Origin of the sequence: Dyella japonica DSM 16301, from assembly GCF_001010355.1 — a bacterium.
GTDB classification, from domain to species: domain Bacteria; phylum Pseudomonadota; class Gammaproteobacteria; order Xanthomonadales; family Rhodanobacteraceae; genus Dyella; species Dyella japonica.
In genome coordinates this window covers 76,381-91,518 of the sequence record NZ_JPLA01000012.1, presented here as the reverse complement: position 1 = coordinate 91,518, position 15,138 = coordinate 76,381, and the positions used below count along the sequence as shown (strand labels likewise).

Below are 15,138 nucleotides of genomic sequence, written 5' to 3'. Positions count from 1 at the left end.
GATCATAGCAAGACGATGCGTGTTTACAGGTTGGCGGCCGGTCCCTGCTCGGGACGCAGCATCAGAAAGCCCGCCGCGCCGAGCTCGGCAGGCGTGGCGTCGCGATCGCCCGGATATTGCGTGGCCACGCGGTGGTAGTGCGGCCAGCGGCGCACGCGCATCGGACGCAACTCCTCCTGCTCGCGTGCCACCGGCATCACCGCAAGGGCCGGTTGCGGCGTCACGCGCGGCGCGCGCCCTGCATCCGCGGGCGCATGCCACAGGCTGACCGCCGCGAGCACGGCCACGATAAGCACCAGGGTGATCGCCGCGGCCACCCAGCGAGTGGAGGGCGGCGGGGCTGGCGTTGGCGCAGGCGCCTTCGCCGTGAGGGTCGAATCATCGTTGCTTGCGACGTCGGGCAGGGGATCGTGGTCAGCGGGCAATGAGCTCGACGGTATGCGATGCACCTCGCCGATGAATCGATAGCCCAGGCTATGCACGGTGGCGATGTAGCGGGGCTGCGCTGCGCAATCGCCCAAGGCGTGCCGCAAATGCGAAATCACGCGGGTGAGTACGCCTGGAGTGACGTGTCGATGTCCCCATGCGGCATCGAGCAAGGTGTCCTTGCCGACCACCTCTCCGGCTTGCTGCAACAGGACCACCAGCACCGCGTAAGCCTTGGGCTCGACGGAAATCGGGCTGCCTGCCCGTTCGAGACGGTGTGCGCGCGGTTCGACGACGAGGTCGTCACACTGGTAAATCCAGCCGCAATCAGGATGTGACTGGGCCATGAGCTTGCCTGGTACACGGCCCCCTGTATGACAAGCATGCGCTTCTTGCGCGAATACGCGCATCCGCCATAGGTCATAACGCGCGCGGACGTGCAAGCAACGCGCAGCGAAGCGATCGGACGTCCATTTGCCGATGGGCCATGTCGCCATCGACGAGGTGGCCCATTGGCCGAGCAGATGCAATGTGCGCGTGAACGTGATGTCCCCGTAACGTCAGTGCCGCCGTGTTGCCACGGCGGAACGTCTCACGGGGAGAAAGCCCCTACGACCAAAGCCCCTACCACCAAGGTTCGGTGTATCAGGCGTTGAACGAACTGTCGCTGTTGCCTGGGTCCGTGCGGCGCGTGCTCGTGGCGACATCCTTGGCACGGCCATTGAGCACCAGCGTCTTGGCGAGCATGTCGTGCAGACCTTGTTTGCGCTGAGTCCAGGCAATCATCAGGAAGCCGAAGCAAAAGATCATGACGCTGAGGATCTTGCCGAAATAGCGGCCGGTGGCACGCATGAAATCGATGCGATGGCCATCCAGGTCGGTGACGCGGATGCCCAGCGCCAGCTTGCCCAAGGTGCCCTGCCATGCCGAGCTCTCGCACAGGCCGAAATACAGCCAGACCAGGAGCGTCTGCGCGATCACGGCTGGCCACAGCGCGTTCATGTACGTATCGAGCGCCTGCAGCACCAGGTGCGGATCGTCGCCTGCCGCGAGCTTGGCCTGCACATACGCTTCGGCTGCCTTGCTGGCGCCAAGCATGTTGCTGAGTATCGTGTTGGGGATCCACAGCACCAGCGCATCCACGATGTAAGCCGCCAGACGCTTCCAGAAGCCGGCGTAGTCCTCCAGCGCGGCCACGGCGCTGCTGCCATACGATGTCGCAGGTGCTGCCGCATAGGGCGGTGCCGGCGGCGCGGGTGAAAATGCCGGCGGCTCGGCGCGCAATTCCTCGGGGAACAGGGACGATAGCGGCGCCCAGTCCGTCATGCCTTCATACCAGCCCAGATCGTCAGGGCTGATTTCTCCGCTGCGCAGCCACTGGCGGATATCCACTTCCTTGTAGGGGCCGTGTCGCTCGCCGTCCCGTCCGATCCAAACTTCCATGGTGCGCTCCGAGATGCATCGTCAGGCCCGCATGATGCCATGCGGGCACGTGGTCTTGGTGCAGCGAAGACGCCGAATCAGGCCGCGTCGCGGCGCTTGAGGTGCACCAGCAGCAGTGAAATGGCGGCGGGCGTGACGCCGCTGATGCGCGCGGCCTGGCCGATGGTTTCCGGTTGCACGCGCTTGAGCTTCAGCAGCACTTCGGCGGACAGGCCGCGCACCTTGTCGTAGTCGAAGCTGCCCGGAATCGCGGTCTGCTCGTGGCGGCGCTGGCGCTCGATCTCTTCGCGCTGGCGCTCGAGATAACCGGCGTACTTGGTCTGCACCTCGACCTGCTCGGCCACGCTGGCGTCGTCAACGGCCGGACCGATGCCCTCCACCGTCGTGAGCGTGGCGTAGTCGAGTTCGGGACGACGCAGCAGGTCCAGCACGTTGGTCTCGCGGCTCAACGTGATGCCAAGCTGCTGCGCCACGGTGGCGCCGAGCGCATTCGCGGGCGCGGCCCAGATGGCGCCGAGTCGCTGCGTTTCGCGTTCCACCGCCTCGCGCTTGGCGCGCAGCACGTCGTAGCGAGCCTGCGGCACGACGCCCAGACGATGGCCGGTTTCGGTGAGACGCAGATCCGCGTTGTCCTCGCGCAGATGCAGGCGGTACTCCGCGCGCGAGGTGAACATGCGATACGGCTCGATGGTGCCATTGCTGGTGAGATCGTCGATCAGCACGCCGATATAGGCCTCGTCGCGGCGCGGATACCACGGCGCTTCACCCTTCACGGCCAGCGCGGCGTTGAGGCCGGCGATCAGGCCCTGTGCGGCGGCCTCTTCGTAGCCGGTGGTGCCGTTGATCTGGCCGGCGAAGTACAGGCCCGGGATGGTCTTGGTCTCCAGCGACGGATGCAGGCCGCGCGGATCGAAATAGTCGTACTCGATCGCGTAGCCCGGTCGCGTGATGTGCGCCCTCTCAAAGCCCTTGATCGAGTGCACCAGCGCCAGTTGCACGTCGTACGGCAGCGAGGTGGAGATGCCATTCGGATACACCTCGAAGGTGTCCAGGCCTTCGGGCTCGATGAAGATCTGGTGCGAGCTCTTCTCGGCGAAGCGCACCACCTTGTCTTCGATCGACGGGCAGTAGCGCGGGCCCACGCCCTCGATCTGGCCGCTGTACAGCGGCGAGCGATCGAGCGAACCGCGGATCAGCTCGTGGGTGTGCTCGCTGGTATGCGTGATCCAGCAGCTGACCTGGCGCGGATGGTCCGCGCGCGAACCCAGGTACGAGAACACCGGCGCCGGGTTGTCGCCGGGCTGCTCTTCCAGGCCGGTGAAGTCGATGCTGCGCAGGTCGATGCGCGGCGGCGTGCCCGTCTTCAGGCGATCAGCCGCCACCGGCAGTTCGCGCAGCTTCTGCGCCAACGTGCTGGCCGGCGGATCGCCGGCACGGCCACCGGCGTACTGCGCGGGACCGATATGGATCTTGCCGGCGAGGAAGGTACCGGCGGTCAGCACCACGGCGCGGGCGCGGAACGACAGGCCCATCTGGGTCACCACGCCGGTGACGCGGCCACCTTCCAGGATCAGGTCGTCCACCGCCTGCTGGAACAGCTCCAGGTTCGGCTGGGTTTCCACCATGCGGCGGATCGCCGCCTTGTACAGCGAGCGATCGGCCTGGCAGCGCGTGGCGCGCACAGCCGGCCCCTTGGAGGCGTTGAGCGTGCGCCACTGGATGCCGGCCCGGTCCGCCGCCTGCGCCATGGCGCCGCCGAGCGCATCGATTTCCTTGACCAGATGCCCCTTGCCGATGCCGCCGATGGCCGGGTTGCAGCTCATCTGGCCGATCGTTTCGATGTTGTGGCTGAGCAGCAGCGTGCGCGCGCCTGTGCGGGCCGCGGCAAGCGCAGCCTCGGTACCGGCATGGCCGCCACCGACCACAATGACGTCGTAGGAAACTGGGTGAAACATAGAAAACTGCCCCGGAAGCGCAGGTTTGGACCAAGTTGGACGCTTATGGTAACCCCGTGACGGCACTTTGACCGTTGGCACGCTTCCTGCTTTTGCTTCCATGCACTTTCCACGGGCAGAAGCTGCGCTGCATGCGCGCCGAGATCGAACGACAGGGGTTCGATCGCGTGCCGGGGAGAGGAAGCAAGACGGCGCCCCTCGGGGCGCCGTCGCCTTTTCTAAGCCTTGTAGGGTCGCAATGAGCCTGCAAGCGCTCTGGATAAGATCTGGCGCCCGGCGGTCTCAGGAACAGGGGGAATCCAGGATGACCGTGTTGCCGGGCGCCAGAAACCGAAAATTCGTCACTGGCAGCAGCAAGTTGCTGCGCGTCTTGGGGCGATATTTACCCCTTACGCGTGAACGTGGAGTGACTAAAACGCCCGTTTGTGCCGAGTCTTGGCACCTCATGACGTACAGCGTCATTCCGTGATCCAGCACCAAAATGAATGTGATGGTGATCACATCGCTGGCACGCGCATTGCTTCTGCTCTCATGCCGGACAAGGCTATGGTTTGGGGGATCAACGTCATGGAATTCAGTGTCGAACTGCAACCGGTTTATCCGCACCACGATCTGCTGATCGAACTTGGCCGCGTTGAAATGGCCATGGACTATCTGGAAGAACGCAGCGAGAACGAACGCCAGGCCCTGCACCCGCGTCTGCTCTCGCGCATGAGCCGACTGCGCGACGAGCTGGCGCAACTGGCGATCTGATCGTCGCGTTCGCGACGACCGTTGATCACGGGCGCCAGCGCGTCAGCAACACCGCAACATCAGGTTTCATCCTCTCGATTCACCTCATTACGCCCGGGTGCCCCGTCCAAGGACGGGCAGCACTCGGGTGTTTTCTTTTGAGGACTCGCCTCAGCCGTGCTGCATGCTGCGCACGATTTCGCCGAGGTTGCGCGAGAGCTGGGGCTGCGCCGCCAAGGATTCGATTGCCGCACGCGCCGCCGCATGGCGCGCGGGTTCCAGCCGCTGCCAGCCGTTGAACGCCGTGGCCAGGCGTGCAGCCACCTGCGGATTGAGCGCATCCAGCCGCTGCAGGCGCTCGGCGAGCAGCTGGTAACCGCTGCCATCGGGACGGTGGAAACCGTCGGGATTGCCGCGTGCCCACGCACCAAACAACGAGGTGACGCGATTGGGATTCTTCATGGTGAAGGCGGCATCGAGCTCCAGCGTCTGCACGCGCTCGATCACCACATCGCCAGGCAGCTGCGTCTGCACCGAGAACCACTTGTCCATCGCCAGCGGATTGTCGGCGTAGCGTTCGCGGAAATGCAGCAGCGCGGCATGCGCCTGCGTGGCATTGCCACGCACCAGCACCGACAGCGCGGCCAGTCGATCGGTCATGCTCGGTGCGTTGTCGTACTGCAGCGTGGCCAGCGTCTGCGCGCCCCACGGATCGATGGCGGCGATCAGGTCCAGCACGCGCCGCTTCAGGCGACGCTGCGCTTGGCTGACGGCGTCGAGCTGCACGTTGGTATGCGCAACCAGGGCGTCATAGCGCTGCTGCAGCACCTCACGACCGATGCGCAGCGCCAGATGTTCCTGCAGCTTCAGGCGCAGCGCGTGCACATGGGAGGGATCGACCACACGTTCGCGCTCGGCCAGTTCGATTTCGCTGGGCGGCGTCAGCAGGTCGGCCAGCAGGGCATCGTCGATGGCGCTTTCGCCGAACAAGGCGGCCAGTGCATCGCACCACGCATCCAGCGCCTGGGTGGCGTCGCCGTCGCGCAGATTGTCGAACGCGCGCGCAGCCAGTTGCTGGCCCGCTTCCCAGCGGTTGAAGCCGTCCACGTCGTGGCGCAGCAACAGCGCCAGCTCCGCGGGCGAGTAATCGCACTCCAGGATCACCGGCGCGGAAAAGCCGCGCAGCAGGGAGGGTACGGGCGCGGACGCGACCTGCTGGAACACGAACGATTGCTCGCTTCGGTCAAGCACGATCACGCGCTCGGTGGCACCGGACGCCGCGGCATCCTCGTTCGCCAGATGCAGGGGCATCATGTGGCCCTCGCGGTCGAACAGCGCCAGCTTCACCGGTATCGGCAAGGCCTGCTTGGTCGGCTGGTTGGGCGTAGGCGGCGTGTGCTGCGACAGCGTCAAGGTGAAGCTGCGATGCGCGGCATCGTAGTGGCCACGCGCCGTGACGCGCGGCGTGCCGGCTTGCGCGTACCACGCCAGATATGGCATCAGGTCGATGCCATTGGCTTCCCCTAGTGCACCGAGGAAATCCTCCAGCGTGGCGGCGCGACCGTCGTTGCGCGAGAAGTACAAGTCCATCCCGCGACGGAATCCGTCGCGGCCCAGCCGGCCGGCAACCATGCGCACCAGCTCCGAGCCTTTCTCGTAGACGGTCGCCGTGTAGAAATTATTGATCTCGCTGTACTGCGCGGGACGCACCGGATGCGCGAGCGGACCGGCATCTTCGGGAAACTGCGCGCGGCGCAGCAGGGCAACGTCCTCGATGCGCTTGAGCGGCGCCGAATTCATGTCCGCCGAGAACTGCTGTTCGCGAAAGACTGTGAGGCCTTCCTTCAGCGACAGCTGGAACCAGTCCCGGCAGGTGACGCGATTGCCGCTCCAGTTGTGGAAGTACTCGTGCGCCACCACGGCTTCCACCGCGCGGTATTCGTCGTCGGTGCTGCTGTCGGGATCGGCCAGCAGGTATTTCGCATTGAAGATGTTCAGACCCTTGTTCTCCATCGCACCCATATTGAAATCGTGGGTGGCGACGACATGGAACACGTCGAGGTCGTATTCGCGGCCGTAGGTCTCTTCGTCCCAGCGCATGGAGCGCTCCAGTGCATCCATGGCGTAACCGCACTGGCCGATCGCATCGGGCTCGGCCCAGATCACCAGCTGCACCTGGCGGCCGCTGTGGGTGACATAGTCGCGCGTGATCTTCTGCAGGCGTCCGGCCACCAGCGCAAACAGATAGCTGGGCTTGGGGTGCGGATCGACGAAGCGCGCCCAATGGCGGCCGCCTTCCAACTCGCCGTGGCCATCGGGATTGCCGCCGGCCAGCAGCACCGGGAAGCGTTCGCGATCGGCGCGCAGGGTAACGGTGTAGCTGCTCAGCACATCCGGGCGATCGGGAAAGTAGGTGATATGGCGGAAGCCTTCGGCCTCGCACTGGGTGAGCAGGAAGCCGGCCTCGCGCGAGCCGGACAGATACAAGCCTTCCAGCGCCGTATTGGCGGCTGGCTGCACGCGCACGCGCGTCTCCAGCACGCTGCCGTCGCTTGCGCCATCCACTTCGAGCACGTTGTCGGCGACACGCCAGGCGTGTTCGGGCAAGGCGTGGCCGTCCAGCGAGATGGACAGCAGTTCCAAACCTTCGCCGTCGAGCCGCAGTGGTTCGTTCTGCGCGCTGCCCTGTTGCAGATGCAGGCGTGAAGTGACCTCGGCGCTGTCGATGCCCAAGTCGAAGTCCAGCTCGATCTTCTGCACGCGCCAGGCCGGGGCGCGGTAATCGCTGAGCCGGATCACGGGGGAGGCGCTGTCGTTGCGAATGCTCATGAGGGGCCGAAACTGCGGAAGCGGGGGATGAGTCAGGCTAACATGCGGGCCTTTCCCGGCAGGACAAGACAATGGCGGAGTTTCTTGCGGAACGCGGAAAGCTGGGCGAGCACGAGATCGCCGTGCTGACCGACCCGGCACGGGGCCGCAGCGTGCGCATCGCGCGGCGCGGTGCGACCTTGCTCAGCTTCGAGGTGCCCTCGCCGCAGGGCACCCATAACATTGCCGACGGCTATCGCGACGCCGCTGAACTGGACACCCGGCCCAGCTCGCGCTTCGCCATCATGGTGCCGTTTGCCAACCGCATCGACGACGCGCGCTATGTGTTCGACGGCGAGCCCTACGACTTGCAGCCTGGCGTCGAAGGCGATGCGCGCGCGGCCCGGCATGGCTTTGTGCGCGGTGTCGACTTCGACATCACCCAGCTCGCAGCCGGCGAGCAGGGCGCACGTGTCACATTCACCACTCAGGCGATCCGACCGGGTGTGCATCCGGGTTATCCGTTTGCCATCGACCTGGCAGTGACGTACACGCTCGACGCCAGCGGCCTCACGCTGGAAGCTGCGATGCGCAACGTGGGCAAGCACGCGGCGCCGTGCTTCTTCGGCTGGCATCCGTATTTCCGGCTGTCCGATTCGCCGATCGACGGCTGGGAGCTGCAGATACCGGCAGACAGTTTCGTGCGGACCGACGAGGCGTTCATCCCGATTGCTGGCGCAGGCGCTCGGGCGTCGCTGGGGCAGGCGCCGGAACTGGATTTCCGCACGATGCAGGCAATTGGCCGGCGCGAACTCAACCATGCGTTCGCCGATCTGCGCTGCGATACCGACGGCCGTGCGCGCACGCGCCTGCGCGATCCGCAGAGCGGCATTGGCATCGCCGTATGGCAGCCGTCTGGCGTGATGCTGGCCTTCACGGCTGACACCGTGACGCGCGATGTACGTCGCTCGGTGGCGCTGGAGCCAATGGAAAGCTGGTCCGACGCCTTCAATCGCCCCGATTGCGCCCAGGCCATCCGTCTTGAACCCGGCGCCGAGCGCCGTTTCACCTGTGGTGTGGAGATCGAAAGTCCATGAGCGTTTCCCTTCATCGCGTCGCCCTGCCCACTTTTGCGCAGGTGCAGGAAGCTGCCGCACGCATTGCCCCCTATGCGGTGGTGACGCCGGTGCTGCGCAATGTGGTGCTGAACACGTTGACCGGCGCGGATCTCTACTTCAAGTGTGAAAACCTGCAGCGCGGCGGCGCCTTCAAGTTTCGCGGCGCCTGCAATGCCGTGTGGTCGATGGATGATGAGCAAGCCGCGCGCGGCGTGGTGACGCATTCTTCCGGCAATCACGGCAATGCGCTGGCCCTGGCTGCGGCGACGCGCGGGATTCCTGCGCACGTCGTGGTGCCCGACGGTGCCGTGCGCACCAAGTTGGCAGCGATCGAACGGGCTGGCGCGATTCTCCATCGTTGCGAAGCCACCCAGGCGGCACGCGAAGCCAAGGCCGCCGAGGTGCAGCGCGCGACGGGCGCCGAGCTCGTGCATCCCTTCGAAGACACGCGCGTGATGGCCGGACAGGGCACGGCCGTGCTGGAGCTGCTCGAACAAAGCGGCGGCCTGGATGTGGTTGTCACGCCGATCGGTGGCGGTGGCTTGATCGCGGGCACGTCGATCGCGGCGCACGGCATTGCGCCGCAGCTGCAGATCCATGGCGCTGAACCGATGGGCGCCGATGACGCGGCGCGCTCACTGGCGGCCGGCACGCGGGTTGGGCCGTTCGTGCCCGATACGATTTGCGATGGGTTGCGCACGCTGGTTGGTGCAGCGAATTTCGACGCGTTGCAGATGCATCGCGTCGAGGCGACCACGGTCAGCGATGCCGAGGTGATCGCGGCGATGAAGCTGCTGTGGAACGAGTTGAAGCTGGTGGTGGAGACGTCGAGCGCCACCGTGTTGGCGGCGGTGTTGAAGCGGCCGGAGCTGTTTCGGGGGAGGCGGGTGGGGTTGGTGCTTAGTGGGGGGAATGTGGATATTGAGGCGTTGCCTTGGTGACCGCTTTTTTCTCCCTCTCACCTTTGGGGAGAAGGTTGGGGTGAGGGGGCATCCTTGCCTCGGTGTCTCATACTTGCCGTCATTCCTGCGAAAGCAGGAATCCAGTGACTTTGCACTGCGATTGTCGCGATATCGCCAGCGTGCCGCCTACGCGGCGGGCGTTTCGACTGCCTGCCGGCAGCCGAGTCACTTTTCTCTTGCTGGCCCAAGAGAAAAGTAACCCAAAGAGAATGGCCTAAAACGCCCGCAGCATTGTGTTGGGACAAGCCCGAACGCTTGAGGCAGGCCGTCAGGTGACAACCTCCGAGGGTACACAGCGGGTACTGCAAAGCGCTGCGCAACGCGCNNGTCACTTTTCTTTTGCTGGCCCAAAAGAAAAGTAACCCAAAGAAAATGGCCTGATAACGCCCGCAGCATTGTGTTGGGATAAGCCCGAACGGTCGAGGCAGGCCGTCAGGGGATAACCTCCGAGGGTACACAGGGGTACCTCAATGCGCTGCGCAACGCGCCCGAGTCGCTGAGGACTTAAAGCGGGGCCTCGCTGCGCATTGGCTTTGGGCAGCACGTTGCGAATTGGATATCGCGCCTGGCGCTTGTCTGTGGGAGCGCACCCTGTGCGCGACAGCCACGCTGCGGTGTACCGCTCCGTCGGCTTGTCGCGCACAGGGTGCGCTCCCACAAATAGCCGTCCGGCAACGGTGACCCGCCATCCACAGGCCTGCATCTTCCCTTGTAGGAGCGCACCTTGTGCGCGACCGCAGCGCTGGGGTGTACCGCTCCGTAGGTTGGTCGCGCACAGGGTGCGCTCCTACAGTCGGGGTTGCGGCGAGGGGCCAGTCTGGCGCTGTTCCTCATCGGCGCCGTGGGCGCGCTACCTCAAACCTTCTTGATGAAACACGTCTTCAACACCAGGGTCGAGCGTCCATCGCGGCATTCGACTTCTTCGGGGTTGTCTTCATCCACGCGGATCGACTTGAAGACGCTGCCGCGCTTGAGTGTCTGCGAGGAGCCTTTGACCTTGAGGTCCTTGATCACTAGGACCGAGTCGCCGTCGGCGAGTACGGCGCCGTTGCTGTCTTTGACGTTCATGGGTGGTCTCCTGGTCGGCGCAAACCCGACATTTTAACTGCGCGCAGGTGGTGAGCGGCGTAGGCGCAGGCCGCTCACGGCGAGCAGGCCGAGCAGGATGAAGATGATGCCGAGGATCTCCATGCCGCTGGGCTGCTCGTGCAGGATCGCCCATGCCAGCAGCACGCTGACGATGGGCACGCCCAGGCTGGCGACGCTGGCGAGGGCCGTCGGCAGACGCTGCAGCACGATCAACCACAGGCCCCAGGCCACGCTCGAGGCCAGGACCACGCTATAGGCCAGGCCGGCGATCAGGTCCCAGGTCCATTCGAACGGACGCTGGGGGACGCAGAGCGCGACGACGATCAGCGCCAGCGCACCAAACAGCATCTGCCACGCCGTGAGGCTGAGCGGCGTGGGCTTGTGGCGAATGAACACGCGTTTGCTGAGCACCGTGCCCATCGCCCAGGCCAGGCCGGCGCAGATGGCCAGCAGGGTGCTCTGCGGGCTGCCCAGGCCGTGCCAGGGTTCGATGATGCAGGTCAGTCCGATCGCGGCCAGCCCCAGGCCCCACCAGTGGCGGCGGGTCAGACGGTCGTCGAGGATCAGCCACGCCAGCAGCACCGACCAGAACGGCATGGTGTACGCCAGCAGCGCCACGCGGCCCGCGCCGCCGGTCACCAGCGCCAGCTGGCCCAGCCCCTGGAACGCCGTGGTCTGGCACAGGCCGATGGCGAGGGTGGGCAGCAGCGGCGGCGGTCGCAGCGACTGCCGGGTCGCTGCCAGGGCGCCGAACAGCACCAGCGCACCGAGCGAATAGCGCAGCGCGGAGAAGTTGAACGGGCCGGCATGCTGCAGCACCTGCTTCATCACGATCCAGCTGTAGGCCCAGATCAGGATGGTGGCGAGCAGGGCGAGCAAGGCGCCGCGTGTGGCTGTGCTTGATGTCATGGCGTTCTGCACGTGGCATCGCGCGCGGCAGGCTGCCCTTGTCCGGCGCGCAGGGGTGGGATAGCGTCGTGGCTTTCCCGGCAGCTTACAGGGGATGGGCGTGACAGGAACCCGTGCGAGAAACGTCCTCGTGGCCTGCATCGGGCTGCTGGCCTTTGCCGGCATGCTGTTGGTGTTTCCCGATGTGCTGCAAGGCGTGCGCGCAGGCATCGCATGGCCAAAGGCGGCCCCGATGGTGCTCGGTGCGCTGCTGCTGTTGATCGCCAGCGTCGGCTTGCTGCTGCGCCGTCCGGAGCACGGCTGGATTTACGCCGTCGCGGCCATCACTCTGCTGCTGGGTTTGTTCTGGTTGCCGTCGTTGCGGCAATCCCTCTGGCCATGGCTCGCGGTGCTGGCCGCGTGTGCCGGCGCCATCATCGGTTTTCGCACGGGGCGCGGCGATCGAGCCGCGGATTGAATCATGGCGACATCCATCAAAAAGCGCTGCCCTTGGGGCAACAGCGAAGACATGCACGACTACCACGACACCGAGTGGGGCACGCCGCTGCATGACGACCAGGCGCTGTTCGAATTCCTCTGCCTGGAAGGTGCGCAGGCGGGACTGTCGTGGCGAACCATCCTGCTCAAGCGCGACAACTACCGCCGCGTCTTCCACGACTTCGACATCAAGCGTGTCGCGGCGATGAAGGAGCGAGAGCTGGAGAAGGCCTTGCTCGATGCCGGCATCGTGCGCAATCGACTCAAGGTTTATTCCACGCGCGACAACGCCATTGCGGCGCTGAAGGTGGTCGATGAGTTCGGCAGCCTCGATCGCTACCTGTGGTCGTTTGTCGACGGCAAACCCATTCGCAACAAGTGGACCGGGCAAGGCGATGTGCCAGCGAGCACGCCGCTATCCGATCGCATGAGCAAGGATTTGAAGAAGCGCGGGTTCCGCTTCGTCGGCACCACCATCTGCTACGCCTTCATGCAGGCGACGGGCATGGTGAATGACCATGTGGTGAGTTGCTTTCGGTACAAGCAGGTCTAGGCTGTGGCGGCCACTTGTGGGAGCGCACCCTGTGCGCGACTGCGGGCCGCGACATGCTGGGAAGTTTCGATATCTATGAGGCCGTCGCGCACAGGGTGCGCTCCCACAGACAACGATGACGGGGTGCCCTAGCGCCGCCGCGATCCGCGCAGGCTGTCCACCGAGAAGCTGGCCATCTCGCCGCCGCCGGCCAAGCGACGTGACTGCCCCGGCGGCGGCCCCCAGGCGTGGGCGGTGACCACTTCCCAGGTGGCGGGAATGCGGCCATCGACGCGCATGGTTTCGTAGGCCGCCAGCATGCGCTGGTAGTGGCGCTTGCCCAGCAGATGACGTTCGCGTTCGCGATCGGCGTTGGTCGCGCCGAGCCCCTGCAGTTCCTTCAGCAGTTGGCGTGGCTCGCTATAGGTGAGCGTGTAACGATCCACGTCGAGCACGGGATCGCGCAGGCCGGCGCTGATCATGGCGTCGCCCAGGTCGTGCATGTCGAGGAAGCGGCTCACGTGCGGCTGCTGGTCGGCATCGGCCCAGGCGGCGCGCAATTCCTTCAAGGTGTCGGGGCCGAAGGTGGAGAACACCAGCAGGCCGCCGGGCTTGAGCACGCGCACGCATTCGCCGAACAGCGCCGGCAGATCATCGATCCACTGGAAGCACAGGTTGGAATGCAGCACGTCCACGCTGTGGTCGGGCAGTGGCAGCGAAGTCGCTTCGGCGCACACGCGCTGGAACGGTTTCAGCCAGCTGATGTTCTTCTTGGCCGCGCGCAACATCGGCAGCGCCAGATCCATCGCGAGCAGCTGCGCCTTGGGATAGCGCTTGCGCAGCAGGGCCGTGCCGCGGCCCGGGCCGGCGCCGACGTCGATGACGCGTTCGGGCGTTTCCAGGTAGAAGCCCAGGCGATCGAGCAGCAGGGTCTGCACTTCGCGTTGCAGCGCGTCGTGCTGCTCGTAGGTCGTGGCCGCACGGCTGAAATTGCGGCGTACCTGCCGGCGGTCGAAATGCGAGTCGGTCATCGAAGGCTTTCCAGCAGCGGCGCCAGGCCATCGGCGACCTCGCTTGCATAACCAAAGAATGGTGCGTGGCCCGCGTGCGCGATTTCCACATAGCTGCCACGCGCCTGTTCGGCCGACCACGCCATCGCCGGCGGCGGCACGATGCGATCGCGGCGGCCGACGATCCAGGCACTGGGCACGCTCAGTGTGGCCAGATCGGCGCGGCGGTCGGTGGTTTCAAGGATGCGGATGCCTTCCTGCAGCACGCGCAGGTTCGGCTCGCCACGCTGGAAGATCAGACTGCGCAGGTGGCGCACTTCCGCCATGGGGTCGCGGCTGCCCATCGCTTCGAGCGCAATGAAGCGCTCGAGCGTGCCGTGGTAATCGGTCTCCAGATCGTCGGCCAGCTGGCGTACCAGCTTGGGGTCGCTGCCATGAGGCCAGCTGTCGTCGCGGGAGAATTTCGGCGTGCCATCAATGACGCCCAGTGCGCGCGCGTGCTGCGGATGTTCCAGCGCGGCAGTCATCGCGACCAGTCCGCCCAGCGACCAACCCACCCAGATGGCCGGCGGCGTCATGCGCGCAATCGCCTCGGCGACCAGCGAAGGCTCCAGGGGCAGCGTGCTGTCGCGCGAGTAGCCGTGACCGGGAAGATCGACCACGTGCAGCGTGCAGCGATCGGCGAGCGCTTCGCACAGCGGTTCCATCATGCCGCCATGCATGGCCCAGCCGTGCAGGATCACGACGGGGATCTCGCCGTGGCCGTGAGTTTCGATATGCAGACTCACCAGCCCTTCTCCCCCGCGGGGAGAAGGTGCCCCGAAGGGGCGGATGAGGGGCGGGTGCTCGCGGAGGCGTTGAGCGGAGCGCGCTCCTCTTCAGCCATGCCGCAAGATTGGCCCCTCACCCCGGCCCTCTCCCCGGAGGGGAGAGGGGGAATGGCAGCAGGCGCGAGGCTCTTGTCCACCGCGCCGCGTTCATCGAACACGAAGCACTCGCCGCGCCAGTGCGTGCCGTCGGTTTCTTCGAAGTATTTCAGGATGCCGCCTTCCAGCTGGAAGACGTTGTCCATGCCGATGTCCTGCATATGCAGCACCGCCTTCTCGCAGCGGATGCCGCCGGTGCAGTAGGAGACGACCGTCTTGTTCTCGTAGCGCGCGCGGTCGGCCGCGATGGCATCGGGAAAGGCGGTGAAGCTGCCGATGCGATAGTCCACCGCGTTCTCGAACAGGCCGACATCGGTTTCGTAGTCGTTGCGCGTGTCCAGCAGCATCACTTCGCGGCCGTCGTCGTCGTGGCCCTGCGCCAGCCAGCGTTGCAGCGTCGCAGGGGCCACCGATGGCGCGCGACCGCCTTCGGGGCGGATGGTGGGCATGCGCATGGTGATGATTTCCTTCTTCAGGCGCACGCGCATGCGGCCGAACGGCACGTCCTCGGAGATCGATTCCTTCGGCTCCAGTCCGGCGAAGCGCGGATCGGCGCGCAACCAGTCCATGAACGCATCGATGGGCTCGCGCGGGCCGGCCAGGAACAGGTTGATGCCTTCGGGTGCGAGCAGGATGGTGCCCTTGAGCGCGAGCGCCAGGCAGCGTTCCAGGATGCGCTCGCGCAGCGCGGGTAGATCGTCCAGGCCGACGAAGCGGTAAGCGGAAAGATTGATGATGGACATGGCGGGGG

At 65.6% G+C, this 15,138-nt stretch carries 14 protein-coding genes; 5 read left to right on the top strand and 9 right to left on the bottom strand.

Going from position 1 to position 15,138, the window contains the following annotated elements:
* Nucleotides 1–23: 23 nt before the first annotated feature.
* The 3 genes from Y882_RS04800 to mnmG all read right to left on the bottom strand — a co-directional run bounded on the left by Y882_RS04800 (nucleotide 24) and on the right by mnmG (nucleotide 3,824).
* The gene (locus Y882_RS04800; RefSeq protein ID WP_046970752.1) at nucleotides 24–773 is read right to left on the bottom strand and encodes a winged helix-turn-helix domain-containing protein; all 750 of its coding nucleotides are present in this window, start codon (nucleotides 771–773) and stop codon (nucleotides 24–26) included.
* 298 nt (nucleotides 774–1,071) lie between these two features.
* Nucleotides 1,072–1,869: an RDD family protein gene (locus Y882_RS04795; protein WP_046970751.1), complete on the bottom strand. Its 798-nt coding sequence runs from the start codon at nucleotides 1,867–1,869 to the stop codon at nucleotides 1,072–1,074.
* Between the two features lie 77 nt (nucleotides 1,870–1,946).
* A complete protein-coding gene (mnmG, locus tag Y882_RS04790) occupies nucleotides 1,947–3,824 on the bottom strand; it encodes a tRNA uridine-5-carboxymethylaminomethyl(34) synthesis enzyme MnmG (protein WP_046970750.1) in 1,878 nt (625 codons plus the stop codon).
* Between the two features lie 567 nt (nucleotides 3,825–4,391).
* Between mnmG and Y882_RS04785 the strand changes: the two genes are divergently transcribed.
* On the top strand, nucleotides 4,392–4,577 hold the full coding sequence (locus Y882_RS04785) for a hypothetical protein (protein WP_046970749.1): 186 nt from the start codon (nucleotides 4,392–4,394) through the stop codon (nucleotides 4,575–4,577).
* Between the two features lie 150 nt (nucleotides 4,578–4,727).
* Here Y882_RS04785 and pepN read toward each other — a convergent pair whose 3' ends face one another.
* Nucleotides 4,728–7,385 (bottom strand): aminopeptidase N, encoded by a 2,658-nt coding sequence (gene pepN / locus Y882_RS04780; RefSeq protein ID WP_046970748.1) that lies wholly within the window; start codon nucleotides 7,383–7,385, stop codon nucleotides 4,728–4,730.
* 71 nt (nucleotides 7,386–7,456) lie between these two features.
* On the opposite strand from pepN, the gene Y882_RS04775 reads away from it, so the two are divergent.
* Nucleotides 7,457–8,461, top strand: a complete 1,005-nt coding sequence (locus Y882_RS04775) for an aldose 1-epimerase (protein ID WP_046970747.1) — start codon at nucleotides 7,457–7,459, stop codon at nucleotides 8,459–8,461.
* Nucleotides 8,458–9,423 carry a pyridoxal-phosphate dependent enzyme gene (locus tag Y882_RS04770; protein WP_046970746.1) on the top strand — a complete coding sequence of 322 codons (966 nt, stop codon included), beginning with the start codon at nucleotides 8,458–8,460 and terminating at the stop codon, nucleotides 9,421–9,423. The genes Y882_RS04775 and Y882_RS04770 overlap by 4 nt, the downstream gene beginning before the upstream one ends.
* 876 nt (nucleotides 9,424–10,299) lie before the next feature.
* Here Y882_RS04770 and Y882_RS04765 read toward each other — a convergent pair.
* Both Y882_RS04765 and Y882_RS04760 read right to left on the bottom strand, forming a co-directional pair.
* Nucleotides 10,300–10,512: an alkylphosphonate utilization protein gene (locus Y882_RS04765; RefSeq protein WP_046970745.1), complete on the bottom strand. Its 213-nt coding sequence runs from the start codon at nucleotides 10,510–10,512 to the stop codon at nucleotides 10,300–10,302.
* Nucleotides 10,513–10,545: 33 nt separating this feature from the next.
* The gene (locus tag Y882_RS04760) at nucleotides 10,546–11,442 is read right to left on the bottom strand and encodes a DMT family transporter (RefSeq protein ID WP_046970744.1); all 897 of its coding nucleotides are present in this window, start codon (nucleotides 11,440–11,442) and stop codon (nucleotides 10,546–10,548) included.
* A gap of 100 nt (nucleotides 11,443–11,542) precedes the next feature.
* Here Y882_RS04760 and Y882_RS04755 point away from each other — a divergent pair, with 100 nt between their 5' ends.
* Together Y882_RS04755 and Y882_RS04750 are read left to right on the top strand one after the other, a co-directional pair.
* On the top strand, nucleotides 11,543–11,899 hold the full coding sequence (locus Y882_RS04755; RefSeq protein WP_162207390.1) for a hypothetical protein: 357 nt from the start codon (nucleotides 11,543–11,545) through the stop codon (nucleotides 11,897–11,899).
* A 3-nt stretch (nucleotides 11,900–11,902) separates the two neighbouring features.
* The gene (locus Y882_RS04750; RefSeq protein WP_046970742.1) at nucleotides 11,903–12,472 is read left to right on the top strand and encodes a DNA-3-methyladenine glycosylase I; all 570 of its coding nucleotides are present in this window, start codon (nucleotides 11,903–11,905) and stop codon (nucleotides 12,470–12,472) included.
* Between the two features lie 128 nt (nucleotides 12,473–12,600).
* Here the strand turns inward: Y882_RS04750 and bioC are convergent, their stop codons facing one another.
* The 3 genes from bioC to Y882_RS04735 are packed head-to-tail and all read right to left on the bottom strand — an operon-like array spanning nucleotide 12,601 to nucleotide 15,130.
* Complete coding sequence (bioC, locus tag Y882_RS04745; protein ID WP_046970741.1) at nucleotides 12,601–13,482, bottom strand: malonyl-ACP O-methyltransferase BioC; 882 nt, start codon at nucleotides 13,480–13,482, stop codon at nucleotides 12,601–12,603.
* Nucleotides 13,479–14,249 (bottom strand): pimeloyl-ACP methyl ester esterase BioH, encoded by a 771-nt coding sequence (gene bioH, locus Y882_RS04740; RefSeq protein ID WP_082120923.1) that lies wholly within the window; start codon nucleotides 14,247–14,249, stop codon nucleotides 13,479–13,481. The genes bioC and bioH overlap by 4 nt, the downstream gene beginning before the upstream one ends.
* Complete coding sequence (locus Y882_RS04735) at nucleotides 14,246–15,130, bottom strand: sulfurtransferase (RefSeq protein WP_046970740.1); 885 nt, start codon at nucleotides 15,128–15,130, stop codon at nucleotides 14,246–14,248. The genes bioH and Y882_RS04735 overlap by 4 nt, the downstream gene beginning before the upstream one ends.
* Nucleotides 15,131–15,138 lie beyond the last annotated feature (8 nt).